Origin of the sequence: Candidatus Avelusimicrobium sp., assembly GCF_051874775.1 — a bacterium.
In the GTDB taxonomy this organism is placed as follows: domain Bacteria; phylum Elusimicrobiota; class Elusimicrobia; order Elusimicrobiales; family Elusimicrobiaceae; genus Avelusimicrobium.
This window is the reverse complement of sequence record NZ_JBJEGE010000017.1, coordinates 16,865-41,082: the sequence shown is the minus strand read 5'-3', so window position 1 is coordinate 41,082 and position 24,218 is coordinate 16,865. Positions and strand designations below refer to the sequence as shown.

Annotated in this window: 31 protein-coding genes and 1 tRNA gene; 23 read left to right on the top strand and 9 right to left on the bottom strand. The window is 49.0% G+C overall.

Translation table 11 applies throughout. The annotated features are described in order from the left end of the window. Positions 1-2: 2 nt before the first annotated feature. Positions 3-434, top strand: a complete 432-nt coding sequence (dut, locus tag ACI351_RS03575) for a dUTP diphosphatase (RefSeq protein WP_439733888.1) — start codon at positions 3-5, stop codon at positions 432-434. A 59-nt stretch (positions 435-493) separates the two neighbouring features. On the opposite strand, the gene ACI351_RS03570 is transcribed toward dut, so the two are convergent. Beyond that, positions 494-937 (bottom strand): type IV pilin protein, encoded by a 444-nt coding sequence (locus tag ACI351_RS03570; RefSeq protein ID WP_439733887.1) that lies wholly within the window; start codon positions 935-937, stop codon positions 494-496. A gap of 116 nt (positions 938-1,053) precedes the next feature. Here ACI351_RS03570 and kdsA point away from each other — a divergent pair, with 116 nt between their 5' ends. The 8 genes from kdsA to ACI351_RS03530 all read left to right on the top strand — a co-directional run bounded on the left by kdsA (position 1,054) and on the right by ACI351_RS03530 (position 6,798). Further along, entirely contained in the window at positions 1,054-1,881 is an 828-nt protein-coding gene (gene kdsA, locus ACI351_RS03565) for a 3-deoxy-8-phosphooctulonate synthase (protein WP_439733886.1), read from the top strand. Positions 1,882-1,883: 2 nt separating this feature from the next. Next, positions 1,884-2,060: a hypothetical protein gene (locus tag ACI351_RS03560; RefSeq protein ID WP_439733885.1), complete on the top strand. Its 177-nt coding sequence runs from the start codon at positions 1,884-1,886 to the stop codon at positions 2,058-2,060. Positions 2,061-2,065: 5 nt separating this feature from the next. Then, positions 2,066-3,064 (top strand): KpsF/GutQ family sugar-phosphate isomerase, encoded by a 999-nt coding sequence (locus ACI351_RS03555; protein WP_439733884.1) that lies wholly within the window; start codon positions 2,066-2,068, stop codon positions 3,062-3,064. Continuing rightward, positions 3,061-3,600: an LPS export ABC transporter periplasmic protein LptC gene (gene lptC, locus ACI351_RS03550; RefSeq protein ID WP_439733883.1), complete on the top strand. Its 540-nt coding sequence runs from the start codon at positions 3,061-3,063 to the stop codon at positions 3,598-3,600. The genes ACI351_RS03555 and lptC overlap by 4 nt, the downstream gene beginning before the upstream one ends. Continuing rightward, complete coding sequence (locus tag ACI351_RS03545) at positions 3,597-4,496, top strand: LptA/OstA family protein (protein WP_439733882.1); 900 nt, start codon at positions 3,597-3,599, stop codon at positions 4,494-4,496. The genes lptC and ACI351_RS03545 overlap by 4 nt, the downstream gene beginning before the upstream one ends. Before the next feature lie 10 nt (positions 4,497-4,506). After that, on the top strand, positions 4,507-5,226 hold the full coding sequence (gene lptB / locus ACI351_RS03540) for an LPS export ABC transporter ATP-binding protein (RefSeq protein ID WP_439733881.1): 720 nt from the start codon (positions 4,507-4,509) through the stop codon (positions 5,224-5,226). A 2-nt stretch (positions 5,227-5,228) separates the two neighbouring features. After that, positions 5,229-6,053: a serine O-acetyltransferase EpsC gene (epsC, locus tag ACI351_RS03535; protein ID WP_439733880.1), complete on the top strand. Its 825-nt coding sequence runs from the start codon at positions 5,229-5,231 to the stop codon at positions 6,051-6,053. A gap of 109 nt (positions 6,054-6,162) precedes the next feature. Further along, positions 6,163-6,798: an OmpA family protein gene (locus tag ACI351_RS03530; RefSeq protein ID WP_439733879.1), complete on the top strand. Its 636-nt coding sequence runs from the start codon at positions 6,163-6,165 to the stop codon at positions 6,796-6,798. Between the two features lie 58 nt (positions 6,799-6,856). Here ACI351_RS03530 and ACI351_RS03525 read toward each other — a convergent pair whose 3' ends face one another. Beyond that, positions 6,857-7,396 (bottom strand): type IV pilin protein, encoded by a 540-nt coding sequence (locus ACI351_RS03525; RefSeq protein ID WP_439733878.1) that lies wholly within the window; start codon positions 7,394-7,396, stop codon positions 6,857-6,859. Positions 7,397-7,734: 338 nt separating this feature from the next. Here ACI351_RS03525 and ACI351_RS03520 point away from each other — a divergent pair, with 338 nt between their 5' ends. From ACI351_RS03520 to ACI351_RS03510, 3 genes are read left to right on the top strand one after another with little or no spacing between them, the layout of a single operon-like run. Then, positions 7,735-8,580 carry a transglutaminase family protein gene (locus ACI351_RS03520; RefSeq protein WP_439733877.1) on the top strand — a complete coding sequence of 282 codons (846 nt, stop codon included), beginning with the start codon at positions 7,735-7,737 and terminating at the stop codon, positions 8,578-8,580. Positions 8,581-8,592: 12 nt separating this feature from the next. Further along, entirely contained in the window at positions 8,593-9,021 is a 429-nt protein-coding gene (locus tag ACI351_RS03515) for an NfeD family protein (RefSeq protein ID WP_439733876.1), read from the top strand. 46 nt (positions 9,022-9,067) lie between these two features. Next, positions 9,068-10,090, top strand: a complete 1,023-nt coding sequence (locus tag ACI351_RS03510; RefSeq protein ID WP_439733875.1) for an SPFH domain-containing protein — start codon at positions 9,068-9,070, stop codon at positions 10,088-10,090. Between the two features lie 62 nt (positions 10,091-10,152). Here the strand turns inward: ACI351_RS03510 and ACI351_RS03505 are convergent, their stop codons facing one another. The 3 genes from ACI351_RS03505 to ACI351_RS03495 form a co-directional block, all read right to left on the bottom strand. Beyond that, positions 10,153-10,641, bottom strand: a complete 489-nt coding sequence (locus ACI351_RS03505) for a type IV pilin protein (protein ID WP_439733874.1) — start codon at positions 10,639-10,641, stop codon at positions 10,153-10,155. A 502-nt stretch (positions 10,642-11,143) separates the two neighbouring features. After that, positions 11,144-11,530, bottom strand: coding sequence for an OsmC family protein (locus tag ACI351_RS03500; RefSeq protein WP_439733873.1), 387 nt, complete (start codon positions 11,528-11,530; stop codon positions 11,144-11,146). A gap of 76 nt (positions 11,531-11,606) precedes the next feature. Beyond that, positions 11,607-12,647: a hypothetical protein gene (locus ACI351_RS03495; RefSeq protein ID WP_439733872.1), complete on the bottom strand. Its 1,041-nt coding sequence runs from the start codon at positions 12,645-12,647 to the stop codon at positions 11,607-11,609. Between the two features lie 460 nt (positions 12,648-13,107). Between ACI351_RS03495 and ACI351_RS03490 the strand changes: the two genes are divergently transcribed. Then, on the top strand, positions 13,108-13,236 hold the full coding sequence (locus tag ACI351_RS03490; RefSeq protein WP_439733871.1) for a type IV pilin protein: 129 nt from the start codon (positions 13,108-13,110) through the stop codon (positions 13,234-13,236). A 476-nt stretch (positions 13,237-13,712) separates the two neighbouring features. On the opposite strand, the gene ACI351_RS03485 is transcribed toward ACI351_RS03490, so the two are convergent. Continuing rightward, a tRNA-Asn gene (locus ACI351_RS03485) sits at positions 13,713-13,787 on the bottom strand. Positions 13,788-13,844: 57 nt separating this feature from the next. Continuing rightward, positions 13,845-15,086, bottom strand: a complete 1,242-nt coding sequence (locus ACI351_RS03480; RefSeq protein WP_439733870.1) for an MFS transporter — start codon at positions 15,084-15,086, stop codon at positions 13,845-13,847. A 51-nt stretch (positions 15,087-15,137) separates the two neighbouring features. Between ACI351_RS03480 and ACI351_RS03475 the strand changes: the two genes are divergently transcribed. The 6 genes from ACI351_RS03475 (at position 15,138) to rimO (ending at position 20,035) form a co-directional block, all read left to right on the top strand. Continuing rightward, positions 15,138-16,106: a DnaJ C-terminal domain-containing protein gene (locus ACI351_RS03475; protein ID WP_439733869.1), complete on the top strand. Its 969-nt coding sequence runs from the start codon at positions 15,138-15,140 to the stop codon at positions 16,104-16,106. A 92-nt stretch (positions 16,107-16,198) separates the two neighbouring features. Then, positions 16,199-16,597 (top strand): OsmC family protein, encoded by a 399-nt coding sequence (locus ACI351_RS03470; RefSeq protein WP_439733868.1) that lies wholly within the window; start codon positions 16,199-16,201, stop codon positions 16,595-16,597. A gap of 120 nt (positions 16,598-16,717) precedes the next feature. Beyond that, the gene (locus ACI351_RS03465) at positions 16,718-16,978 is read left to right on the top strand and encodes a sigma factor (protein ID WP_439733867.1); all 261 of its coding nucleotides are present in this window, start codon (positions 16,718-16,720) and stop codon (positions 16,976-16,978) included. Continuing rightward, the gene (locus tag ACI351_RS03460; protein ID WP_439733866.1) at positions 16,947-17,297 is read left to right on the top strand and encodes a hypothetical protein; all 351 of its coding nucleotides are present in this window, start codon (positions 16,947-16,949) and stop codon (positions 17,295-17,297) included. Before ACI351_RS03465 ends, ACI351_RS03460 begins: the two co-directional genes overlap by 32 nt. Positions 17,298-17,354: 57 nt before the next feature. Beyond that, positions 17,355-18,740, top strand: coding sequence for a TrkH family potassium uptake protein (locus tag ACI351_RS03455; RefSeq protein ID WP_439733865.1), 1,386 nt, complete (start codon positions 17,355-17,357; stop codon positions 18,738-18,740). A gap of 8 nt (positions 18,741-18,748) precedes the next feature. Further along, on the top strand, positions 18,749-20,035 hold the full coding sequence (rimO, locus tag ACI351_RS03450) for a 30S ribosomal protein S12 methylthiotransferase RimO (protein ID WP_439733864.1): 1,287 nt from the start codon (positions 18,749-18,751) through the stop codon (positions 20,033-20,035). 45 nt (positions 20,036-20,080) lie between these two features. Here the strand turns inward: rimO and ACI351_RS03445 are convergent, their stop codons facing one another. After that, entirely contained in the window at positions 20,081-20,584 is a 504-nt protein-coding gene (locus ACI351_RS03445) for a type IV pilin protein (protein ID WP_439733863.1), read from the bottom strand. A gap of 101 nt (positions 20,585-20,685) precedes the next feature. On the opposite strand from ACI351_RS03445, the gene ACI351_RS03440 reads away from it, so the two are divergent. After that, positions 20,686-21,423, top strand: a complete 738-nt coding sequence (locus ACI351_RS03440) for a sugar isomerase domain-containing protein (protein WP_439733862.1) — start codon at positions 20,686-20,688, stop codon at positions 21,421-21,423. Further along, positions 21,420-22,112, top strand: a complete 693-nt coding sequence (locus tag ACI351_RS03435; RefSeq protein WP_439733861.1) for a hypothetical protein — start codon at positions 21,420-21,422, stop codon at positions 22,110-22,112. The genes ACI351_RS03440 and ACI351_RS03435 overlap by 4 nt, the downstream gene beginning before the upstream one ends. Positions 22,113-22,124: 12 nt before the next feature. Here the strand turns inward: ACI351_RS03435 and ACI351_RS03430 are convergent, their stop codons facing one another. Continuing rightward, on the bottom strand, positions 22,125-22,727 hold the full coding sequence (locus ACI351_RS03430; RefSeq protein ID WP_439733860.1) for a GDSL-type esterase/lipase family protein: 603 nt from the start codon (positions 22,725-22,727) through the stop codon (positions 22,125-22,127). A gap of 80 nt (positions 22,728-22,807) precedes the next feature. On the opposite strand from ACI351_RS03430, the gene cdd reads away from it, so the two are divergent. Together cdd and ACI351_RS03420 are read left to right on the top strand one after the other, a co-directional pair. Next, entirely contained in the window at positions 22,808-23,242 is a 435-nt protein-coding gene (gene cdd / locus ACI351_RS03425; protein ID WP_439733859.1) for a cytidine deaminase, read from the top strand. Between the two features lie 33 nt (positions 23,243-23,275). Then, on the top strand, positions 23,276-24,214 hold the full coding sequence (locus ACI351_RS03420; RefSeq protein ID WP_439733858.1) for a DUF5107 domain-containing protein: 939 nt from the start codon (positions 23,276-23,278) through the stop codon (positions 24,212-24,214). Positions 24,215-24,218: the final 4 nt, after the last annotated feature.

Here is a 24,218-nt window from a genome sequence, read left to right as displayed (position 1 = left end):
TAATGAATCAACCCGTTTTAAAAGTAAAAAAACTGGCACCGCACGCCAAATTGCCCCACCGTGCGCACGAAACTGATTCAGGCGCGGATTTATTTGCACTGCAACGCACGGTACTCGCGCCGCACGCCGTCACAAACGTACATACGGGCGTATGCGTGGAACTGCCGGAAAATACCTCGGGCATTATTTGGGGCAAAAGCTCTGTGGAAAGCAAAGGTATCAAAGCGATGGCGGGATTGGTAGATGCGCCGTACCGCGGGGAGTTGATTGTGTGTATGTACAATTTAAATGATACGGAATTTGTATTTGACGCTGGCCAAAAAGTAGCACAGTTGGTGATCATTCCCACGCTGTATCCATCGTTTGAAGAAGCACAGGAGCTGAGCCAAACCGCCCGCGGCGGGGGCGGATTCGGCAGCACAGGAAGCAACTAATCTTTACGCGCAAAAAGAGGGCCTTCCAATTCAGAAGGCCCTCTTTTTCATTCTTAAAATTATTCTACTGTGTAACCGGAAGAAACAAAAGAACTACACAGTTCTCTACCTTCGTCCCCGTTCCCTGTACAAGTGCGCTGGCCGTCTCTGGCATGGGCATTGGTATAGAGTTTAAGCGTATAACCGTCGCCATCTAAATCACGGTCAATTTGCACCCAGCCATTTTCCAGCGTATACGTAAAATCGGGCGTTTTATAAACGCTGTCGCTTACCCATTCTCCGCCGGAAATATGTACGTCCAAATCTGTACGGACGGGCGTTTTGTTGGGCTGTAAATCCAACGCGCGGTTAGCCGCTTCCAACATTGTTCGTCCGTTGGCAAACGCTTCGGCGGAGCGGGAACGCTCTATCGCTTTGCTGTACTGCGGCAAAGCAATGGCTGATAAAATTCCGACAATTAATACGACAACCAACAGTTCAATCAGCGTAAAACCTTGTTTCATAGATCCTCCAAAAGAATAAGTATTGATTACAGTATAAAACACGCGGAGACAAAATACAAGTTTTTTTCATTTGTTTTTACTATAGAAACTCGCGGAAAATTTGCTATCATTAATATATGCAGAAAATTATCAAAATAAACAATTTAAAAATTTCCAACCGCCTGCCTTTATCGTTTATGGCAGGCACCTGTGTGATTGAAAGCGAAAAACAGTATTTGGATTTTGCTCAAAAACTCAAAACACTAATCGCAAAAACCAAACACCCCTTTATTTTAAAAGCTTCTTTTGATAAAGCCAACCGAACCGCGGTAGACGCCTACCGCGGCCCCGGGCTTGCCAAAGGGTTAGAAATTTTAGCCAAAGCAAAAGCGCTTACCAAGCTGCCGGTGTTGGTAGATGTACACGAACCTTGGCAGGCCGAAGAAGCCGCCCAAGTGGCTGATATTCTGCAAATTCCGGCTTTTTTGTGCCGCCAGACGGACCTCGTACTGGCCTGTGCGGACACGGGCAAGGCGGTCAACGTCAAAAAAGGCCAGTTTCTGGCCCCGTCGGCAATGGAACAAATCATTAAAAAAATTGAATCCCGCGGGAACAAGAACATTCTGCTTACCGAACGCGGCGCCAGCTTCGGCTACGGCGATTTGGTGGTGGATATGCGCTCGCTGGAAATAATGAAACAGTTTGGCTATCCCGTTATTTTTGACGCCACCCACTCCGTGCAAAAACCCGGGGCATTGGGTTCCTGCACGGGCGGCAACCGCCAGATGGCCCCTGTGCTCGCCAAAGCGGCAGTGGCGCTAGGCATCGCGGGCGTATTTTTTGAAGCGCATCCGGATCCGGACCACGCGTTATCAGACGGGCCCAATTCGCTTGATCTGACGCTGAGCGCCAAAATGACGCGCGAACTGTGCGCGATTGACCAAGTCGTCAAAAAATTTAAATAACGATGAACGAAAACTCCGCTTGGAAACCCACGCTTTTATGGCACGCCAAAATTTTTGGCGTACTGCTTGCGTGCTGTCTGGCAGCGTATTTCGTGTTGGTGTATGCAACGGCAAAATTGCCCGCGCCGTACCAAAAACACCAGCCCGCGGCACAAACCACACCGTGGCTGAATAGGTAAAAATTATGATTCCAAAATACTCCCCCTCCGCCGTAAAAAAATTGGCTTTAGAAGTGTTGGACGTGGAACATAAAGCGTTGGAACTGAGCCGCAAAAGCATTGGTGCGGAATTCTTAAAAGCGGTGGACGTTATCGCCAAGACTAAGGGGCGCGTCGTCATACTCGGTATCGGCAAAAGCGGACTTATTGGGCGGAAAATAGCCGCCACGCTTGCCTCTACCGGAACGCCGTCTTTTTTCGTCCATCCGGTGGAAGCCTTGCACGGAGATTTGGGAATGATTACGGCGGGAGACGTTATTTTGGCCATCTCGTTTTCGGGGCAGACGGAAGAAATCAACCGCATTTTACCCGCGCTGGAACGCCGCAAATTAACAATTATCTCAATGACGGGGCATAAAGCCTCCAAACTTGCGCTGATGTCAGATATTCATATTCCCGTTTACATTGAGCGCGAAGCCTGCCCCTATAATCTTGCGCCGACGGCCTCTACTACTGCTACCTTGGCGATAGGCGACGCATTAGCGCTGTGTCTGATGAAAGTCAAACATTTTGAAAAACGCGATTTTGCCACCTTCCACCCGGGCGGTTCGTTGGGTAAACTACTCACCCAGCAAGTAAAAGATTTAATGCGTACCGGCAAGAACAATCCCATCGTACCGCTTACGGCCACCGTGCAGGACACACTGTTTGTGATGACCAAAACCGGCGGCGTAGGCGCAACCAGCGTGGTGGACAAAAACGGCAAACTGGCCGGCTATTTTACCGACGGGGACCTGCGCCGCCTGCTCCAACAGGGAGCAGACGTATTGGGCAAAAATATCACGGAAGTGATGACAAAAAAACCGCACCATTTAACCGACGAAATGCCTGCCATCGAAGCCGCCAAAAAGATTCACGCTACACACGTAGATAACCTGCCGGTACTGGATAAAACGGGCAAAGTAGTGGGAATTATCGACGAAAAAGATTTAATTGAATTTTTGGCGTTACTGGATAAAAAATGAAAAAGATTGTCTTTTTTCCTTTCCTTCTTTTAACGCTGGCCGGCTGCGGCGGCAAAGACTCGTTTGCCCCCGAAGATGACGCCGGAATTCAGATTGCGTCAAAAGTTTCTATTTTTGAGTCCAAAGACAGCCAAAAAAAATGGCTGCTTACCGCCGAAAACGTCGACTTTGCCGACCTGCAGAGCGCTACACTCAGAAAACCAGAACTGCTGCTGAAAGAAAACGGACAGGACAGCGCACGCGTATCGGGTGACTCGGGCACCTTTGATTACACTCAAAAACTTGTTACAATCAACGGAAACGCTAAAATCGCTTCCTTTACGGAGGACGTCGTCATTGCCACAAACCGCGTATTTTACGACATCAACAAAGACCGTATCTGGTCCGACGAGAAAACCACCGTCATCCGCGGCGGCGCCAAAGTTACAGCGCGCGGCGGAGTGGAAACAAATTCCAAATTAACCAAAATTGAACTCAAAAAGCAGTCCACGCGTCTGCCGAAAAACGCAACAGAACTGCAGCGGAAAAAATTATGAAAAAAACAGTTTTCTTTTCTTCGCTGCTTGTGCTGTCCGTTTTTTTAAACGGCTGTAAAACGATTCGCGCCGACGGCCCCCAAATTCCCGTGCCCGCCGCCAAACCGCGGGTAGACGAAGCAAAAAACAATTTAAAAAATAAACGCAAAGCTGCGGCCGAAATTCCCCCTGTACTGGGCGGCGTAGTGCAAAGCGACAGCTGGGTGATTTATAAAGACAAACAACAGGAAGAATTTACGGGTAACGTATCCTATGACAACGGCTCATACGTTTTCCGCGCGGATTATGCGCTTTCCGAGCGCGCGATAAACCGTTTTTCCGCCCGCGGACGCGTCTATTTGCGCCAAAATGAGCCGGACGGATCATTTTACGAAGCATATGCGGACAACGCCCGCTACAACTATAAAACACAAAAAGGCGTTTTGACGGCAAATGCGGATAAAACAGTCAAGCTCATCTATTCGGACGCAAAAAAACAAACCGTTACCGCCACCGCAAAACACGCATCGTTTGATTTAAACCAAAAGATTTTTATTTTGCAAGATACAGTGCGCGTGGAACGCTCCACGCCGGCAGGCACCGAAATTCTTACCGCCCAAAAAGCCACGTATAAACAGGCCGAAAATTACGCCATATTGGAAGGCGGAGCACAAGCGACCGACGGGGCGCGCACGCTGGAAGCCGAAACCATTGTTTATGACGGAAATAAAAATGCTTCTTACGCGTATGGTGCGCGGCCGATCGTATACGGGAAAACGGAGCAGGGTACATTTGCCGTCATTGCCGACAAGGTTTCCTCCGATAACGCGGCAAATACCGTATCGCTTGACGGGAAAGTACAAGGCTGGATTGTTTCCCCGCAGTTAAATGATGCGGACGTAAACTCCAAATTTTAGAGGTTTTATTATGCAACTTCGCAGCGAACAAATCGTAAAAGTATATAAAGACCGTATGGTTGTCAAAGGCGTGGATATTCACGTCAAATCCGGCGAAATCGTCGGCCTTTTGGGCCCCAACGGTGCGGGCAAAACCACTTCGTTTTATATGTTGGTGGGCTTTATCCGCCCGACCCGCGGCCGCGTATTTATAGACGGCAACGACGTTACTAATCTGCCGATGTACGAACGCGCCCGCCACGGACTGGGTTATTTAGCGCAGGAACCCACTATTTTCAAAGGGCTTACCGTAGAAGAAAACCTGCTGGCCATACTGGAACGCATTTTAGACGATAAAAGGGAACAAAAACGCCGCGTAGACGAGTTGTTGAATGAATTTGGTCTTACGAAACTGTCTAAACAAAAAGCGTGGACGCTTTCCGGCGGCGAAAAACGCCGTATGGAAATTGCGCGTTGTATGATCAGCAACCCGAAAATTATCCTTTTGGATGAGCCGTTCGTTGGCATTGACCCGATTACCGTTTCCGATCTGCGGCAGATGATTTTTAAACTCAAAGACAAAGGCATTGGTGTACTAATTACCGACCACAACGTCCGCGAGACCCTGCCGCTGACCGAACGCGCTTATCTGATTTATGACGGTAAAATTTTAGTGGAAGGCGACCAAAATACACTTTTAAACGATACCAACGCCCGCCGTTTATATTTAGGCGAAGATTTTAAAATGTAATTATGAATATTTTTAAAACGGTTTCCCAAGAATTAAAAAACACCTTCGGCCATAATTTTTACGAACGGGCGAAATATATTCCATCGGCCAATGAAACGGTGGAAATTTTTCGTACGCTGAAAGATTTTTTATACCAATATCCGCTCGTATGCCACGAAAACACCTGTGACGCGCCGCTAAACATTTTGGCAGAACGCCTTACCAAGCAAATCAAAAATTCACTCTGTTTTTTGTGTGCGGAAAAAGGCGACTGCGCCGCCTGCGACGATAAAGCCCGTCAAATTACGCTTGATTTTATTGCACACTTACCTACACTGCAAAAGCTGCTCGTCAGCGACGTCAACGCCGCCTACGAAGGCGATCCCGCCGCCGTCAGCCCTATAGAACCGCTGCTTTGCTACCCGGGGATTACCGCCATAACCTTTCAGCGTATGGCGCATTTTTTATATGCCCGCGGCGTACGGTTAATTCCGCGCATCGTTACCGAGTACGCCCACAGCGTAACGGGAATCGACATACACCCTGGCGCGAAAATCGGTCCCGCGTTTTTTATTGACCACGGCACGGGTATCGTGATCGGAGAGACGTGTGTTATCGGAGCTAATGTAAAACTCTACCAAGGAGTCACGCTGGGAGCAAAAAGTTTTCCGCTGGATGAAAACGGCAACCCCGTTAAAGGAATTAAACGCCACCCCAATTTGCAAGACAACGTCATCATCTATGCCGAAGCCACCGTGCTAGGCAATGTTACTATCGGCGAAAACAGCGTCATTGGCGCCAATAAATGGGTAACCTACGATGTTCCCCCCAACACAAAGGTGGGGTGAGACACCCTGCCGGCTTGTCCACGCCCAACCTATCATTTTTCTTATATTGCTCCGCCGTAAATAAAGTACAATATATTTATCCCAATTTGTAAAAGGAGAAAAATTCACCATGAAAAAAACCATTTTAGTTTGCACGGCCTGCGCCCTATTGGTGACGGCCTGCACCACCCCGGGCAAGCGCACTGCTTGGGGCGCCGCCGGAGGAGCCGCCGTGGGTGCGGCCGCCGGAGCCATTATCGCCAACAACACGGGCGGGAAAAGCGGACAAGGGGCCGTTTACGGCGCGTTGGCCGGTTTAGTCGTGGGCGGAGCCTTGGGCAATTATTACGACAAACAAGCCAAAGAACTGGCCGCTATTGCCGAGGTAGTCAAATCCGACAACGGCATTCAGGTTTATCTGAAAAACGATATTTTATTTGCTACCGGCAGCTCCGAACTTTCCGCCGATGCGATGCAAACGCTGACGGACCTCAACAGAGTGCTGAACAAATATCCCAAAAACCGCATTGTGGTACAAGGGTATACCGACTCTACCGGTTCCGACGCCATCAACAATAAACTCTCTACGCAGCGCGCCAAAGCCGTGTACGATTTCTTATTGGGAAGCGGCCTGAAAACCTTGAGCATTACCTATGTGGGCTATGGCTCTTCTAACCCGATTGCGTCCAACGCCACAGCCGCCGGACGCGCGCAAAACCGCCGCGTGGTGCTCTCCATTACCGCCAACGAAAAAGACATTAAATAACATTTGTTTGCGCTAAAAAACCCGCTCCAAAAGAGCGGGTTTTTTAGCGGCAGAAAAATTACTCCACAAAACACCCTGAGTCTGATACATACGGTCCAGCGCTGGACGTACATCCCCCGCCATTTTTGCTAAAACCTATTTTTTTACATTCTTCTGGATATTGATAAGAATAACAATGCCGCTGCCCGTAAGCAATAGATAAAATATATTTCTGATTTTTATCCACCGCAAATCCGCCGCCCTGCCCGTCGATTTGCCGATCATCTATGTAGTATGTATAATACTTGGTGGAAAAGCTGCGTCCGCTTCCAGTTCCATCCCCAAAAGAAACAGGCAACTCGTCCAAGGAAGTCGGCATACGGCCCAATTCCAACGCAGCGGCAGCTACGGCATCGTTCATTGACTTAAGCGTCGTCCACGCTTCTGACATACGGGATTTGTTCACGGCCTTTTGGTACTGCGGCAACGCTACCGACGACAAAATACCAATAATTAATACCACAACCAATAGTTCGATTAAGGTAAACCCCTTGTTATGGGATTTATTAACAACTGGATTCTGAAATAAATTCAGAATGACGGCAAATAAACCTTTCATTGTATTTCCTCCTTCTGTATTAGGTTTGGCGGCGTTATCGTTCTGTTGCGTCATTCCGTAATGTTTTAGTACGGAATCTCGTCGTTGCGAAACTACAGATTCCCGATAAAAACATTCGGGAATGACGATAGTAAAGTAAGCCGCCAAATATCGGATTATCCCCAGTTTATCAAAAAAAAAAAACAAAACAACCCCCTTCCGGCAAAGGACCGGCGCCCTCCAATTGGTCCTCTTGCCGCAGCCGGTTTTTCCCCCGCAAACACGGCCGGAAAATATTTCACGTTTTCCGTCGTAAAAAAACGGTGGAAATTCCCCTGTTAATATGCTAATCTTACTATATGGAAACACAGGGCAACGACCGCGTAAAAGCGCTAATCAGATTACTGCAAACCGAGTCGGACGCATACGGTCCGATGCTCAAGCGCGAACTTGCCGCCGCCATCAAGGCCGATCCGGCCCGCGTGCAGAGTGCCATTCTAGAAGAATTTAAAACCTCCGCGCCGCTTCCCGTGGTTCACACATTGGAAGAAATCTGTTGGGAAGATTTAGCCACCGCCTTAGCGCGTTTTGCCGCTAAAATCAATCCGGACTTAGAAGAAGGCCTGGCGCTCCTTTCCAAATTTACCAGCCCCGCCCTGCCTAGCAAAGAGATTTCCAGCCCGCTTGACGATATGGCACGCGAATTGCGCGGCGCACTTTTAAATGCTAAAAACCACACGGAAATTGCCACTATTTTAAGTCATTATTTTTTTCACGTAAAAGGTTTTCAAACCCTGCCGGCCAATCTGGACATTAAAGACATTTCTTTCGCGCGTTTTCTGCGCAAAAAACGCGGCTCCAGTCTGTGCGCCGCGTGCCTTTACGTAACAATCGGCCAACGCTATGGCTTGGATGTAAACCTTGTGGATTTGGCCGGACGGATTTTGGTGCATTTGCGCGGTTTGTCCGCACGAGAATCTTGGTTTATTGACCCGCTGGACGCAGGAAAACTCCTTTCGCAAGAGGACTGCCGCACCTACATCCGTACCAGACAAATCGAATGGAACGATGAATTTTTATTACCGCTTTCCTCACGCTTAATCGTGAGGCGTTTCATTGCCAATATGATTTACGTCCTGAATAAACTGCGTGACGAACGGCGTTTAAAATATCTGCGGGAATATTTGGAAATTATTAAAAATTAAGTGGGAGGCGGTATGAATTATTACGTCTATTTAATACTCGCCGTGGCGTGTTTTGTGGGCGAGATGTTTACAATGGAATTTTCGCTGGCGTGCTTGGGAATCGGTGCGCTGGGAGCAGCCGCCGCATCGTGGTTTGGCTTGGGCGTTTGGCCGCAGGTGGGCGCATTTGCGTTAGTAGCCGCTGTCTGCTGGCTGGGAATCCGTCCATTTGCACGGAAACATTTATACGACAAATCCACCCCTGTCAAAACTCCGGCGGAAGCCGTCATCGGACAGGAAGGCGTAGTGGAAACGTCCATTGATCCGGTACAGGAAACTGGCCGCGTAAAAGTAAACGGTGAAAGTTGGAAAGCCACCGCCAAACAACCGCTGCCCGTGGGAACCGTATGCATAGTGGAAAAACTGGACGGCGTAACGCTTACGGTAACCCCCAAAAACTGATTTGCAAACCGCGCCAAGGCGCGTAAATTATAAAAGGAGAAAAGATATGGAAGGATTAGGAGAAATGGGACTTGTTTTTTTAGCCGCGTTCGTATTTTTCGTTATCGTCATTATCGCCAAAGGTATTATCGTCGTTAAACAGGCGCAAGTGATGATTATTGAACGCTTCGGCAAATACTTGGAAGTATTAAACCCGGGTATCAACTGGATTATCCCGATTATGGATAAACCGCACTTGATGGAATGGCGCAACAGCCGCGAATATGTGGACGGCTCCGGCCGCACGCGTTCCGTGCCGTGTATGGAAATGCGCGACACAATTGATATGCGCGAAACGGTATACGATTTTCCGCGCCAAAGCGTAATTACCAAAGATAACGTAGGTATTGAAATCAACGCTCTTCTGTACTTTCAAATCACGGATCCGTTGAAAGCGGCCTATCAGGTGGAATCACTGCCGACCGCCATTGAAAAACTAACGCAGACCACACTCAGAAATATCATCGGTGAAATGGATTTAGACCAAACGCTTACGTCACGCGAAATCATCAACGGGAAATTACAGGTGATTTTGGACGACGCTTCCAACAAATGGGGCGTAAAAGTAAACCGCGTAGAATTGCAGGATATCATTCCCCCCGCCGCTATTCGCGAGGCAATGGAAAAACAGATGAAAGCCGAACGCGACCGCCGCGCTATGGTCACGGAAGCCGAAGGTACCAAAACGGCCCAAATTTTAAAAGCGGAAGCCGTGCGCGAATCTGAAATTAAAAAAGCCGAAGGTATGAAACAGGCCGCTATTTTACAGGCCGAAGGTGTGGCGGAAGCCAAAATTAAAGTGGCTAACGCCGAAGCGGAATCCGTCAAAATTGTGGCGGGCACGGTGGCACAGTCATCCAATCCGGCCAGCTATATGATTTCGCTTAAATACATTGAAGCGCTGACGAAAATGACGGAAGGCAAAGATAACAAAGTTGTCTATATGCCCTACGAAGCCAGCAACGTGTTGGGCGCCGTCGCCGCCATTAAGGATTTGACGGGCGGAGCCGCAGCAGTCACCGGCAAATAAGTTTTAGCCGTCACAAAGGCCCTCTCTTATTCCAAGAGAGGGCCTTTTATTGCAACAACAAACTAATCCGCGTAGTAGCAGGATGACGCGCCGCAACCGGATCCGCAAGTACAAATACTGGAGTCTGATGAAGTGTTAGTAAACCCTATCTTGGCGCAATCATTTGCCCCTGCGCCGCTACACGAACGACGGCCGGTTTTGGCGTTAAGCCACAATAAAAGAGAGTTGGAGCTTGCGTTAAAGCTATAAGCGCCAAAAGCGATGGGAGTAGATGAAGCGCAATTAACAGAACCCCAATAATGCCAATATTTAGAATCGTTTACTGTAACCGATAGCGCTTCCCTAAAAGCATTGTTCACATATGCCCCCGATCCGCTCGGATTTTCCAAACAATATGCATTGGCGGCCATATTGAGCGTTTTTAAATTCGCCCACGCCTCCGCAGTGCGGCTTTTCAGCACCGCTTTTTGGTACTGTGGCAACGCCACCGATGACAAAATGCCGATAATAAGCACCACCACTAATAATTCAATCAGCGTAAAACCTTTCATATTACATTCTCCCATCAAAAAAATTATCCTACAATGCGTCTGTTCAGAAACTACCGATTTTAACGAAATAAACCCCAATCGAAATATCCCAAACAGAAACTTTCGGGATACCACAGTGTATCAAAAAAAAAAAACGGATCAAGGCCCAGCAGCTGGGTCCCCTTTTCCACCGCGCGCATCTGACTACTGGAGCCACACTATTGTAGAAATGGCGCGAACGAATGAACGACAATAAATAAGCGGGAGATCCCGTGCAGAAACATCACGGGATGACTATTAAAAAACAACAGCTTCTCGAACCCTGCGGGCCGCCTGCCCTTCGGGAATGACGAAGATGCGCACGACAGAGCCCCGAAACCCTGCGGACTGCACCCTGTGATCCGCTCCCTGCGAGCCAATTCCCCCTCAAAAACGATATCACGGTGTCAGCGGCCAAAATAGCAAGAACGGGCGGAAAACATTTTTTCGCCCGTTCTACAAATTACGCAGTTAACACTAGCCGCTATTTAACACTTACGTTAAAGGCAATGTCCTCCCGTAAACTGTTGTGCACCGGACACTCCTGCGCCGCCTGTGCATAAAAGGTTTTATAATCATTTTTAAGCCATTCAGGAAATGAAAATTTCACTTTTATCGCAGTTATGCGGGTATGTTTATCGTCAAATACTGGTTCTAATGTTACTTCCGCTCCGCTAACATCCTCCCCGCGTTTGGACGCAACAAATCCCATTTTTGTCATCATACACGCCCCTAATGCAGCACATAACAATTCCCCTGGGTTCATCTCACTGCGCGGATCAATAAAGGCGGTTTTTACGTGCGCAGCGGAATCCACTAAAATTCCCGTCGTTTCTAAATTTTTGCCTAATGTCGTTTTGATAATTGCCATATTTATTCCTCCTTCAAGATACTATTAGAATAAGAATGTGTTTATTCTATGGTAACAATTTTTTTATATTAGACGGTTACGGTAATTTGTATGTAATATGCCGCATTTCCCGTTGGTTGTTGCGGATGGAAAAGTGGAGCTCATCCCCTAACAGCAATTCAAAATCTCCAAACGCCAGTTCGCAATGATCATCGGAATATGGATGGGGATAATTACGCAGTTCTTGGACAAAAACGATTTCCCCGTCGCGAAGAACCGATACGGCATACACTCTTTCAGACGGAAGCAACTTGCCGATTGACCAACCTCTAAACGATAAATCGCGCGAAAAGTTGTAGCCATTTTCTAAATAGCGGTTGAGCAAAAGCGGTAACCCCTTAGACACATTGACGGCAAAACTCCGCGGTAGTCCCTCTGCTGCTTCACAGCTGCCGACATGCATTCCCACAACATTCCATTGGCCATCTATCTGCTGAACGACGGGCGATCCGCAGTAACCGCTGATATTAAACGGATTTTTTACATCTTCCCCAAAGATACGGCGGTCCGCCGTCAGCCCAAAACCTTCCGCATTAAATAGATAACGTTCCATCGGCAAAATTTCTTCCAGACCAGAAACGCGTCCATAAACGTATCCAAACGAATACGCCTCTTTATTTAACATCGGCGCTCCGATAGAAAGCGGCTGCACAAACGGCGCTTCCTCCTGCGGAAACTCCGCCAAAGAAATATCCAGCGAATGCCACCCTGCGTTGCCGTTTGCAACTATACTGATTTCACGTTCTACCGGCTGCTGGTTTTCCCCCATGAAACGGATTAAACGCCGCGAACCGGCAACTCCACCGATATGATACGGCATCGCCACCCATAAACGCCGATGAGAACTAACGATAAACCCCGTCCCCAACACTTCCGACGCACCGGGGCGGGAAATTTGCACCAATCCGCGGGAAACTTGGCTTATTAATTTCCTTTGCGTAAAGGCCTGCCGCGCCAATTGAACACTCCGAACCGACACAATACTCTTCACTCCGCGCGCCAAACCGCCCTGCGCATATAATGAACCACACGCAAGATAACAAAACAACAGTAAAAATAAACATTGAAAAATCTTCATATAGCTATTGTGACAGATTTTTGTCCAACGTACCAGAGTCAAAAGTCCTATTCGCCGCTAGGACCTTAGATCCTAGGTTTACATTCGGCCTGTTTTGTAAAGTTTCAAAAAAATGCTGGCCAAAGAACGCCAAAATTATTGTTATAAATTATATTTAGTATAAGGAGTATAGTAAATACACGATAAGCCTTAAACGCGGCTTACAAAAAATTTAATTCTGTTTTTGGAACCGTATGCAAAATACGGTGCGCTGACGGGACAGCGGCGGCACATTTTCCCTCCAAAAACAGCCGATTCAGACACAGTATATCCGAGCGGATCCCTTGGGTATACTGTGTCGAGTGCTTCCCGCCATATTTTTATATGGCGGGGGCCGCGGCTGTTATGATTTGGGTTAGGGAAAATGGCTCAAACATAACAGCCGTTTTTGTTTGCCCGAAAACAGAATAAGGAGAAAAAAATGAAGCAGTCGGGCTTTACCTTAATTGAATTATTGGTGGTGGTGTTAATTATTGGTATTTTGGCGGCGGTGGCGTTCGCGCCTCAAACAAAAACATCGCTCCGCCTTTCTCGTCCTAACGCGGCATAAAGCAGTTTATGCCGCTCTCGGGGGTCCAAGCCAATAAAAAAGCACCCATTTGGGTGCTTTTTTAAATGGCTCCCCTGACTCGGCTTCCGGTAAAATTCCTGACGGAATTTTCCTGCAGCCCGGGCTCGCGGTTTTTGCCTTTCGGCGCAACCACGCGCCTCAAACAAAAACATCGCTCCGCCTTTCTCGTCCTAACGCGGCATAAAGCAGTTTATGCCGCTCTCGGGGGTCCAAGCCAATAAAAAAGCACCCATTTGGGTGCTTTTTTAAATGGCTCCCCTGACTCGGCTTCCGGTAAAATTCCTGACGGAATTTTCCTGCAGCCCGGGCTCGCGGTTTTTGCCTTTCGGCGCAACCACGCGCCTCAAACAAAAACATCGCTCCGCCTTTCTCGTCCTAACGCGGCATAAAGCAGTTTATGCCGCTCTCGGGGTCCCAAGCCAATAAAAAAGCACCCATTTGGGTGCTTTTTTAAATGGCTCCCCGAGTAGGACTCGAACCTACAACCTACCGGTTAACAGCCGGTCGCTCCACCATTGAGCTATCGGGGAAAAATTTGTTTTTTGTGCGGCTCATTCTTACTACATAGATATTGTATGAAATAATTTTTATTTTGTAAACAATTTCTTTTGCTCCGACGATAAAACCTCCCAAAAATCTTCTTTCTGCCGCGCCAAAACGCTCACAAAAACAAGCGCGCCGAATAAAAACAAAAGCCCTTCCAGCATCTGCGTAAGTCCGCCCGCGTGTATCCACGCGGCCAAGCCCAATACACACACGCTTTCCACCGCATACGTCAGCGCCGCAAACAATCCCAACGTTTTGCTTCTTCGTTCAGGCGAAGTCCGCAGCAAAATAACGCTCTTTATCATCGCCAAAAACGCGCCGAACGGCAGCCCGCATAACGATGTCGCCCCCAGCACCACCCAAGCGGGAAGCGGAAAATATAACACCGCCACCGATAAAAAATATCCCAAATAATTAAACGTCAGCAATTTGAAAAAAGTAAATCTTTCCGCGCGGGCGGCAAATACGAACGCGCCCAGAAACGCGCCGAGACCAAACGATGCCCCGAGCAGCCCCAAATAAACCGACGAAAATCCGCGTTCATAAATATAGGTAGGCAATAAAACTAACTCCCAAGACTGCCCCAAAATAAACGTCGGCACGGTAAACAGAATGGGCAGCCACAGCACACGGTCGGCGCGGACGGCCCGCCACACTTCCCCGTACGACGGCGACGCGCGCAGCTGACGCGGTTTACGGTGCGAAAACATCACAAGGCACAGCGTCACGATGAGCGCGCAGAATACGGCGCACCACACCCAAGCGGCCAGCAGCCCGTACAAGGCAATTACCGCGCCGCACAGCACCGGCCCCAACACGGACATAAACCCGTCAAACGCCTCCACCAGCCCTGCTGTTTTGGACAGCGGTACGCCCGCATAGCGCGAAAACGTGGGCGACAACGCCGTACGCGCCAATTCCGCCGGAGCATCAAACACGGAGCTGATAAAAACAATTCCCCCCACCAACCAAGGATAATCCTTGCCGAAAAAAATCAATACGGGAATGGAAGACAGGAGCAAAAACTGGACCGCTTCACACGAAAGCATGGCTTTAGAACGGCCGATTTTTTCAATAAACCGCGCGCCGAAAACGGCTGAAAAGATATTGGGCAGGAGCGAACAGAACCCCACAAATCCCGTCCACAGCACGTTGCCGGTGGAGAACAACACATACCACGGCAGCAAAAGCTGCATAAACTGGTTCGTCAGTGACGACAGCGCATTCGTCGCCAAAATCAGCCGAAGCGGCGTTTTTACGGAATTTTTAGTGCTATTTAGCATATTGCATCCTAGAAAAAATTATATAAAATGATAACTGTAAAGGGGGATTTTATGGCAGAGTATAAAGACTATTATAAAATTTTGGGCGTAAATAAAAACGCCTCGGACGCAGAAATCAAAAAAGCGTTTAAAAGTATGGCGCGCAAATACCATCCGGATATGCATCCGGAATCGGAAAAAGCCAAAATGACCGAAAAATTTAAGGACATCAACGAAGCCTATACCGTGCTGTCCGACAAACAAAAACGCACCATCTACGACCAGGTCGGCGAGCAAGGCTATCAGGATTACGCCCGCGGCGGGGGCACATCGTCCCGCACGCGCGCCGGCGGAGCCAATCCGTACCAACAATACCAACAGTATTCGTACGGCGGCGGGCAGGACTTTGGCGGTTTTGGCGGAGCGCAGGGCTTCTCCTCCGGCGGAGGCGGAGCGGACTTCAGTGATTTTTTCCAAAGCATTTTCGGCGGAATGGGCGGCGGCGGGTTTGCCGGATTCGGGCAGAATTTCGGCCGCAGCGCAGCCTCAGGCCAAGCGGCGGGAGACGTGGAAGCGGAACTGGCGCTTAATTTGGAGGACGCCCACCGCGGCGGCAATATGCAGCTGACGCTGCCCAGCGGACGCGCCGTAACGGTTAAATTTCCGGCCGGCGTAAGCGAAGGCAAAAAAATCAAACTCAAAGGAATGGGCAATCCCACGCGGCGCGGCAACGGAGACTTGTATTTAATCATCAAAATCCGCCCGCACGCGATGTTCCGCCTGGAAGGAGAGAATTTACACGTTCCCGTGACCATTATGCCGTGGACGGCGGCCTTGGGCGGTACGATTTTCGTGCCTACTTTGGACGGCCCAGTTAAAGTGAAAATTCCGGCCGGCACGCACAACGGCAAAAAGCTCAAACTAAGCGGCAAGGGGCTCAGCGCAAAAGGCAGCCTGTACGTTACGCTGACGATAGACGTCCCCCGCACGCTGACGCGGGAACAAAAAGAGCTGTTCACACGCTTGGCACAAACCGCTTAAACGCGGAGACTAAAAAACGCGGCCAAACGGCTGCGTTTTTATACAACCGTAAAAAGTATAATATGAATACGTTTTAACAAGGAGAATTTAATATGACTACCATTACTTGCACATATACGGGCGACGGAGAAACCAAACTCGTCCACGGCCCGACCGGCTCCGTTCTGGAAACCGACCTTCCGCCCGACAACGGCGGTAAAGGGCGCCGTTTTTCTCCCACGGATTTACTGGCCTCGGCTTTTGCTTCATGCATACTGACGATTATGGGCAAAATGGCCGCCGTACGCAAAGAAAATTTTGCGGGAACCCACATCTCTATTGATAAAGTGATGGCTGACAAACCGCGCCGCGTAGCCGAATTTGTATTGGACATTACGTTTCCCGCCCACTTTACCGACGAACAGAAGAAACTGTATCTTTCCGCCGTCAACACGTGCCCCGTCCACCAAACGCTCCATCCGGACGTAAAAGTGACGGTCAACGTCAAATAACCGCTCTGTGCGACAAATCCCCGACGGCCCAAGTCGGGGATTTTTATGGCTTTACCGTTATTTGTAATATTTTAGAAATTCCTGCGTATTAATAGATGACGGCTCCAAACAGGAACGCTTATGAATTTTGAGGATTATTATAATACCTTCTTTACGCGCGTGTACAACTATGCACGGTACCGTTCTTCCGGCCCGCAGGAGGCCGAAGATTTAACCTCGTGCATCTTTGAAAAATTGTACCAACGCTTTGAAGAGTATAATCCGCAAAAAGCGACGTTGGAAGTATGGACGTTTATGCTGGCCGGCAGCGCGGCGGCGGACTATTTCAGACGCAAAAAAATCCGCCGACTTGCGCACAGACAACGTCAACCTGCCGTTTAAAAACGATAAAAAAGTAGTGGGCAAATGGCGCGCAGTGGATTTTGTGTTTAAACCGGAGGACTTTACGCCCGAACAAAAATACTGGCGCGGAGATTTATATTTAAAAACGCTTACCTTCCTTCCTAAAGGCAAAACGCCGATGTCGCCCGCCATTACGTGGACGAAAGGTTTTGTACTGCACCACGGAGATAAAACGGCTTCTGCGTACGAAATCAAAAAAATCAACGGAAAAGAATATCTGTTTTTTGAATGGAAGAGCGGAGATTACCTCTTTCGCGGTGAAAAACCCGCCTACTACGTGTTAGAACGTGCCCAATAAGCCTTTTTGCCCGCACGTTGTTTGCTGCGTGCGGGCAAATTTATATAATAAGGGTATATGGCAAAAATCAACTGGCGCGAAGTATACGCCAAAACAAAAGAATTTATTCAGGTTTCCTTCAAAAAATACACGCTGTTTTTGGTGCATTTGACGCCGCACCAAAATATTGCGCAAACGGTTCTTTCCTATACCATTTTAGGCGGGATTATCCTTTCTCTGCCGTTTATGAACACGACGGACGTGTCGTTTTTGGACAATCTGTTTACCTCCGCCTCCGCCGTTTCCACAACGGGACTCAACAGCGTCAATTTTGCAGATTCCTATACATTTTTAGGCAAACTGGTGGTGTTAATCCTCATCCAAATCGGCGGGGTGGGATATATGACGTTTTCCTCGTTTGTGTATTTATCTTTTTCCGAGCGGCACCGCCTGCGTAAATACCAGCAGGAAAATATATCCGCCGAAGTTTCGCTGCCCAAGACGTTAAAACTGTCCGATTTTTTATGGGCCGCTATGGTATTTACAGCCGTGGCGGAAATGATCGGCGCGGTATTTTTGTTTAATTATTTCCGTCATAACAATTACGGCATTTTTGACGCCGCGTGGTACAGCGTTTTTCACAGCGTATCGGCGTTTTGTACGGCGGGCTTCTCGCTCTGGAATAACAGTTTGGAAAACTTTGCCGACAGCAAGACGATGAATATCGTCATTTCCTGCTTGGCGCTTTCCGGCGCAATGGGTTTTATTGTGGTGACGGACGTATTTAATTTCATCCGCCGCAAATCCAAGCAAATTTCGTTTACCACCAAAATTATCGTCATTACCACGGTGTGTATGGTGGCTTTCGGCACTTTTACGCTGTTCGTTACCACCCCCGGGATGACGCTGTTGGAAGCCTTTTTTCAGTCCGCCAACGCGATGACCACCGCAGGATTTAACACCGTGAGCGTGGGCGGATTATCCTCGTGTGCGCTGCTTATTTTAATCCTTTTAATGAACATCGGCGGATCCCCCTCCGGTACGGCGGGCGGAATGAAAACCACCACATTTTGCAGTATGCTCGCCATTATGTATAACCGCTTGCGGTTGAATACGCGCGTGGAGTTCTTGGGCCGAAGGTTTCCGCTGCTGCGTTTGTATGCGGCCACCTCTATGTTTTTGGTATATGCGTTCTTTTTGTTTGTCAGCGTGTTTTTGCTGACCTGGACGGAAGACTTGCCGTTTATCGGCCTTGTGTTTGAATCTTCCGCCGCGCTGGGTACGGCGGGGCTGTCTACGGGGATTACCTCCCAATTATCCGCGCTTGGCAAACTAATCATCATCGCCACGATGATTGTGGGACGTATCGGCGTAGTTACCTTCGGGATGGCGCTTTTGGGCCACGATAAGGACGAAGAAGAAGAGGAGAATAAGCCCGTCAAAACCGAGGACGTGGCGGTATAGAGGAGCGTATGAAATTTTATTTAATCAGCTTGGGCTGCCCCAAAAATTTAACCAACAGCGAGGAATTTTCCGCCCGTCTCTTGGCTAAAGGGCACGAAATGGTTTTTACCCCCGAAGAAGCGGACGAAATTATCATCAATACCTGCGGATTTATTGATTCCGCCGTGCAGGAAGCCAAGGGAGAAATCCGCTGGGCGTTAGCGCAAAAAAAAGCGGGCGTCGTCAAAAAAGTGGCCGTTACGGGGTGCTTGGTAGAACGGTTTAAGGAAACTGTGGCGAAAGAATTTCCGGAGATTGACACGCTGTTTTCCATTTCCGCACAGGAAACCGTGGAAGAAACGCTTACAAAACAAGGTGTTATTTTGGAACCTCTTTCAAAATCCCTGTATCTGCCAGAATACAAAATGAGTTTAACAGCCCCGCACACTGCCTATTTAAAAGTGGCCGACGGCTGCAACAACCGCTGCGCCTATTGCACCATTCCGTTTATCCGCGGCGCGTACCGTTCAAAACCGATGGAGGACATACTGCGCGAGGCCGAACTAATGACGCAAAACGGCGTAAAAGAAATTTCACTTATTGCACAGGACACCACCTCGTACGGAACCGATTTATACGGCAAGCCGCAGTTAGTGGAACTGTTGGAAAAATTATTAAACATTAACGGACTGGGACGGCTTCGTATTATGTACGGCTATCCGCACCGCGTTACGAAAGAACTCGCGCGTTTAATGGCGGGAACGGACAAAATTTTCCATTATCTTGACATTCCCCTCCAACACATCGCCGACCCCGTGTTAAAGCGGATGAACCGCCATTGTAACGCCGCGCAAATCCGCGCCACCCTGGATATGCTCAAAACCGAAGTGCCGGATATCTCGCTGCGTACGAATTTTATTGTAGGATTTCCGCAGGAAACGGAAAAAGATTTTAACGAACTCCAACACTTCGTCCAAGAATACGAGTTTGACAATATGGGCGTGTTTGAGTATTTCCGCGAACAAGGCACCGCCGCTTACGATATGGAACAAATCCCGCAGGAAATAAAAGCGGAACGCTCCGCCGCGCTGGTGGAAACGCAAAGCCGCGTGATAGACCGCATTAACAAACGCTTGCTCGGCACCACGTTAGAAGCGATTGCCGACGGGCCGGACTTCGGGCGCACCTATAAAGACGCGCCGGACATCGACGGCAAAGTAACGTTTACAAAACCGGTGGAAACGGGGCGTATTTTTAAAGCCCGCGTGGTGGCGGCGGAAGGTTACGAACGCGAACTGGAACCGCTGGCAGATTAATAATGCACAAAAGTTCTGCTAATCTTGGAACTTTTTGATTTCCGGCTAATTCATTAAATAATATCCTTTTCCGATACTGCTTCCCATATCCAATTCTCCGAAAGAACGGCAGATAGAATGTTCTTGTTCGGTAAAAGCAACACACCACCGTTTTCCGGCCAGTTGCTGTGAACCTCTTAATAAATAAAATTCTAAATAGGGCCCTTTTGGACTGCTGCCATAACAAGTAGTCGCTACACTGCTTCCTCTGCCGTCGACGCAGAAATACCCATATCCCCCTTGATTACGGGTATTAGGCACCGTTATATCCAGTTCATCCAATTGCGCCGTATAATATCCATTGGCCATATAGTAACGTTCCTGCGCCTCCGTAATGGCCTTTAATCCCATTATTCCTTGTACCGCTCTAGATTTTGCCACCGCTCTAGTATATTGAGGTAACGCAACTGCGGACAAAACGCCGATAATTAAAACAACAACCAGCAACTCTATAAGCGTAAATCCGGCATTCTTATCCCCGTAAGGAGAATTTTGATTAATTTTGTTCATATGTAAAATGTATCAAAAAAAAAAAACGGGTCAAGCCCTCATAATGCTTAACCCATTTCTACCAAAAAACGCTTTCGTTTAGATTATGGTATGATAGAAATATGACCTACGCTTTCAAAAATACTTATTTTTCCGCCGTTTCAGACGTTTTGGCCAAAATCGAACGGACCCAAATGCCTGCATTGGAAGAAGCGGCGCGCTTGACGGCCGACGCTTTGGCAAACGACGGCATTATTCATACGTTTGGCTGCGGACACAGCGCCAGCGCAGCCGTGGAACCTTTCCACCGCAGCGGCTGTTTCGCCGCCGTAGACGCTATTTTGGATATTGGATTAATGTTCCACAACGGGGCCGCCTGCGCCACCGCACTGGAAAGAATGGAAGGATATGCGGATACCGTTCTTAGACGTCATACGTTTCAGCCGCACGATATCCTTTTTATTTTTTCCAATTCCGGCCGCAACCCTGCGGGCATAGACGCCGCGTTATACGCCAAGAAAGCAGGCGTAAAAACCATTGCCGTTACAGCAGCGGGTGCACACGCAAACAGTTCTTCCCGCCATTCAAGCGGACTTTTATTAAAAGATGCAGCCGATTTAACGCTAGACAACTGCTGCTCCTCCAACGAAACCGCTTTAGAAACAGCCGGTGTTCAAACGGGGCCCGTTTCTACCGTCGCGGCTTCGTGCTTGTTTCACGCGGTGCTCGTACGCGCTGCAGAGTTGTTGGCGGAAAAAGGAGCGGAACTGCCCGTCTACAAAAGCAGCAACGCAGGAGGGGACGCACACAATGCCCGCCTGGAAGAAAAGTATCGGGAGAGGATTAAGCACTTAAAATGATTTCCACATTACGCGAAATTTTATTCCGGTTGGATCCGCACCGCCAAAGTTTTCTGTTTTTCAAATGGAATTTTTGGCGGGTGCTGTGCGCGCTGGCGGCCGTTTGGTGCGTATTTCAATGGCAGGGCGGGGGATTTATTAAAACTTTGCAGGATAATATTTTTATTTATTTTCCCAATTACCTGATTCACGAATTTGCGCACAATATCGTCGGCAGAATTGCGTTTATGGGCGCCTATATGCTTTCCGGCTCCTGCGCGGGCGCCGCGCGGGAATGTTATCCCGTTGCCAGTTGGCTGACCACGCTGGCCGGAAACGGAGTGGAAACGCTGGTACCGACCCTCTGCATATTGTTTTTTCTGCAGCTGCAAGGAGGGCGTTTGCTACTGCCCCCGCTGTTGTATTGGTGCGGCACCACTTGGTACGACGCGGCGCGCTATGTGTCCGACGCGCGCGCCAGCAAATTGCCGCTGACCTCTTCCGATATGATGACAAACTATGCCCCGGGTACGGTTAAAGGAGATTGGCATTATATTTTACAACCCATCGGACTGTTGGATTACGACCTGATCATCGGACAAATTTTTTATGCCCTTGCGGCATTCTGTTTAGTAATAGCAATTTATTCGCTGTGGTATTATTGGACGCATAACGAGGAAATGCTGCTCAATACACATCGGGAATATTAAATTTTCCGCCCGTTATTGTTTCACGTAGGGTTTGATTGCCTTATACACTTTTTCCGCCACTTTTTCGTATCCGGCGGCATTGGGGTGAACCATATCGGATTTATACCGCCGGTCGTGGAAAATCCCTTTCAAAATCGCGGGCACAAAAACGGCTCCCTTTTCTTCAGCCAACCTTTGATACGCCTTGGTATATTCCCCCATTCCGGGGCCGCCCGTATCCACGATAACGGCCACCGCGCCCGCATTTTGCACCGCTTCCACCATTTGCGCTACGGCGCGCACGGCTTCTTCGCAAGACATTCCGCGCATATAATCATTCGCACCAAATTCAATCAGCACGATATGCGGACGGTATGCCAACACATCCGGCAGGCGGGTTGGAGCATTGACCGCCGTATCGCCGGATAAACCTAAATTTATAACGGGCCGTCCCAATTTCTTCGCCAATACGTCCGGATACGAAGCGCCTTTCGGCGCGCCGTAACCGGCGGTTAAACTGTCCCCGAACGCCACGACGGCGGTATAGGGATTGTGCAGGTTTTTTATTTCGGGGGAACTCTTCATAAAGTACCACGCGCAAACAATCAGCGCAGCGGGTAAAATCCATTTTTTCATAATTTATTATAACAAAACAATCCGTACGCGCGCGAACGGAACGGGGTTGACTTTTTACGCTTTTATTATAGAATAAAAGTATGAACACGCCACTAACACCCAAAGAGCAGGAACAATTATTGGACGCGGCCCAACGGGCGCGCGAAAATTCCTATTCCCCCTACTCTAAGTTTAAAGTGGGGGCCGCCGTACTGACGGAAAACGGGGACATTTTCTCCGGCACCAATATTGAAAACGCCTCGTACGGATTAACCGTCTGCGCCGAACGAAACGCCATTTTTTCTGCCGTGGGCGCGGGCAGACGCAAATTACGCGCCTTGGCGCTTGTTACCCAAAAACTGCCGGAGCTGGATTTCAACTCCCCTTGCGGCGCGTGCCGCCAAGTGATGAGCGAATTTCTTGCGCCCGATGCGCCTATTTATATGGCGGTGCTGGACGGAACCCGCCGCACCGTTTTTTGCAAACGCTTGGCGGAAATAATGCCGTTTCCGTTTGATAAATTTTCGGAAAAATAATATCCCGCGCCGCGCGGGAAAGGGAGACCCTGTATGTCAAACGCGCAGTACAAAGGACTTGCCGCAAAAATTTTGGAAAACGATTTGTTAAAACTTACCTTCCTGCCCGATTACGGCTGCAAACTGGCCAGTTTGCTTTCTAAAAAAACCGGACGGGAATTTTTATTCCAATCCGCCAAAGAAACCTTGGAAATACCGCCCTACGGCGCGCCCTTTTCCTCTTACGATTCCAGCGGATTTGACGAAGTGTTTCCCTCCATCGACCAAGCCCCGTATCCGTACGGCCCGTGGAAAAACCTCCCCGTACCGGATCACGGCGAGGTATGGGCGATGCAGTGGGGAAGTACATTTTCGGCAGACGGAAAAAGCGTAAAATCCGTTGTCAAAAGCGAACGCTTCCCGTATGTTTTATCCCGCAAAGCAACGCTTGAAAATAATGAAATTTTGTTTGAATACGAAGCCGAAAACACGGCGGACGAACCATTTGAATTTATTTGGACGCCGCATTGTCTGCTGGCTTGTTCACCCGATACGCGACTTTTAATCCCCGACGGATTAACCCAAGTGATGACGGTGGAACACTCCACCAAACGGCTGGGGCCGTGGGGTACGCCGCACCGTTATCCGCTGACGACCGACGTAAACGGCCGCCCCTTGGACCTTTCCGCCACGGAACCCGTTTCCGCCCAAAACTGCGAAAAATTTTACTTTACCGCCCCCAACACCGCCGGCTGGTGCGGCATAGAACACGCCGACACGGGCGAACAATTAATCTACGAATATCCCGCCGACAAAGTACCGTACTTGGGCGTATGGAAAACGCAGGGCGGATACCGTGGGGATTACAATATTGCCTTGGAACCGTGTACTGGTGTGTATGACGACATATACGTTGCGCATAAAATCCGCCGCGCGTCTGCCATTCCCCCGCACGGCAAATATACTTGGACGCTGAAAATGACCGTCCGCTGATTTT

Excerpts from the sequence above, each read along its gene's own strand:
- dut (WP_439733888.1), top strand. The coding sequence starts at position 3 with ATGAATCAACCCGTTTTAAAAGTAAAAAAACTGGCACCGCACGCCAAA.
- ACI351_RS03570 (WP_439733887.1), bottom strand. The coding sequence starts at position 937 with ATGAAACAAGGTTTTACGCTGATTGAACTGTTGGTTGTCGTATTAATT.
- kdsA (WP_439733886.1), top strand. The coding sequence starts at position 1,054 with ATGCAGAAAATTATCAAAATAAACAATTTAAAAATTTCCAACCGCCTG.
- ACI351_RS03560 (WP_439733885.1), top strand. The coding sequence starts at position 1,884 with ATGAACGAAAACTCCGCTTGGAAACCCACGCTTTTATGGCACGCCAAA.
- ACI351_RS03555 (WP_439733884.1), top strand. The coding sequence starts at position 2,066 with ATGATTCCAAAATACTCCCCCTCCGCCGTAAAAAAATTGGCTTTAGAA.
- lptC (WP_439733883.1), top strand. The coding sequence starts at position 3,061 with ATGAAAAAGATTGTCTTTTTTCCTTTCCTTCTTTTAACGCTGGCCGGC.
- ACI351_RS03545 (WP_439733882.1), top strand. The coding sequence starts at position 3,597 with ATGAAAAAAACAGTTTTCTTTTCTTCGCTGCTTGTGCTGTCCGTTTTT.
- lptB (WP_439733881.1), top strand. The coding sequence starts at position 4,507 with ATGCAACTTCGCAGCGAACAAATCGTAAAAGTATATAAAGACCGTATG.
- epsC (WP_439733880.1), top strand. The coding sequence starts at position 5,229 with ATGAATATTTTTAAAACGGTTTCCCAAGAATTAAAAAACACCTTCGGC.
- ACI351_RS03530 (WP_439733879.1), top strand. The coding sequence starts at position 6,163 with ATGAAAAAAACCATTTTAGTTTGCACGGCCTGCGCCCTATTGGTGACG.
- ACI351_RS03525 (WP_439733878.1), bottom strand. The coding sequence starts at position 7,396 with ATGAAAGGTTTATTTGCCGTCATTCTGAATTTATTTCAGAATCCAGTT.
- ACI351_RS03520 (WP_439733877.1), top strand. The coding sequence starts at position 7,735 with ATGGAAACACAGGGCAACGACCGCGTAAAAGCGCTAATCAGATTACTG.
- ACI351_RS03515 (WP_439733876.1), top strand. The coding sequence starts at position 8,593 with ATGAATTATTACGTCTATTTAATACTCGCCGTGGCGTGTTTTGTGGGC.
- ACI351_RS03510 (WP_439733875.1), top strand. The coding sequence starts at position 9,068 with ATGGAAGGATTAGGAGAAATGGGACTTGTTTTTTTAGCCGCGTTCGTA.
- ACI351_RS03505 (WP_439733874.1), bottom strand. The coding sequence starts at position 10,641 with ATGAAAGGTTTTACGCTGATTGAATTATTAGTGGTGGTGCTTATTATC.
- ACI351_RS03500 (WP_439733873.1), bottom strand. The coding sequence starts at position 11,530 with ATGGCAATTATCAAAACGACATTAGGCAAAAATTTAGAAACGACGGGA.
- ACI351_RS03495 (WP_439733872.1), bottom strand. The coding sequence starts at position 12,647 with ATGAAGATTTTTCAATGTTTATTTTTACTGTTGTTTTGTTATCTTGCG.
- ACI351_RS03490 (WP_439733871.1), top strand. The coding sequence starts at position 13,108 with ATGAAGCAGTCGGGCTTTACCTTAATTGAATTATTGGTGGTGGTGTTA.
- ACI351_RS03480 (WP_439733870.1), bottom strand. The coding sequence starts at position 15,086 with ATGCTAAATAGCACTAAAAATTCCGTAAAAACGCCGCTTCGGCTGATT.
- ACI351_RS03475 (WP_439733869.1), top strand. The coding sequence starts at position 15,138 with ATGGCAGAGTATAAAGACTATTATAAAATTTTGGGCGTAAATAAAAAC.
- ACI351_RS03470 (WP_439733868.1), top strand. The coding sequence starts at position 16,199 with ATGACTACCATTACTTGCACATATACGGGCGACGGAGAAACCAAACTC.
- ACI351_RS03465 (WP_439733867.1), top strand. The coding sequence starts at position 16,718 with ATGAATTTTGAGGATTATTATAATACCTTCTTTACGCGCGTGTACAAC.
- ACI351_RS03455 (WP_439733865.1), top strand. The coding sequence starts at position 17,355 with ATGGCAAAAATCAACTGGCGCGAAGTATACGCCAAAACAAAAGAATTT.
- rimO (WP_439733864.1), top strand. The coding sequence starts at position 18,749 with ATGAAATTTTATTTAATCAGCTTGGGCTGCCCCAAAAATTTAACCAAC.
- ACI351_RS03445 (WP_439733863.1), bottom strand. The coding sequence starts at position 20,584 with ATGAACAAAATTAATCAAAATTCTCCTTACGGGGATAAGAATGCCGGA.
- ACI351_RS03440 (WP_439733862.1), top strand. The coding sequence starts at position 20,686 with ATGACCTACGCTTTCAAAAATACTTATTTTTCCGCCGTTTCAGACGTT.
- ACI351_RS03435 (WP_439733861.1), top strand. The coding sequence starts at position 21,420 with ATGATTTCCACATTACGCGAAATTTTATTCCGGTTGGATCCGCACCGC.
- ACI351_RS03430 (WP_439733860.1), bottom strand. The coding sequence starts at position 22,727 with ATGAAAAAATGGATTTTACCCGCTGCGCTGATTGTTTGCGCGTGGTAC.
- cdd (WP_439733859.1), top strand. The coding sequence starts at position 22,808 with ATGAACACGCCACTAACACCCAAAGAGCAGGAACAATTATTGGACGCG.
- ACI351_RS03420 (WP_439733858.1), top strand. The coding sequence starts at position 23,276 with ATGTCAAACGCGCAGTACAAAGGACTTGCCGCAAAAATTTTGGAAAAC.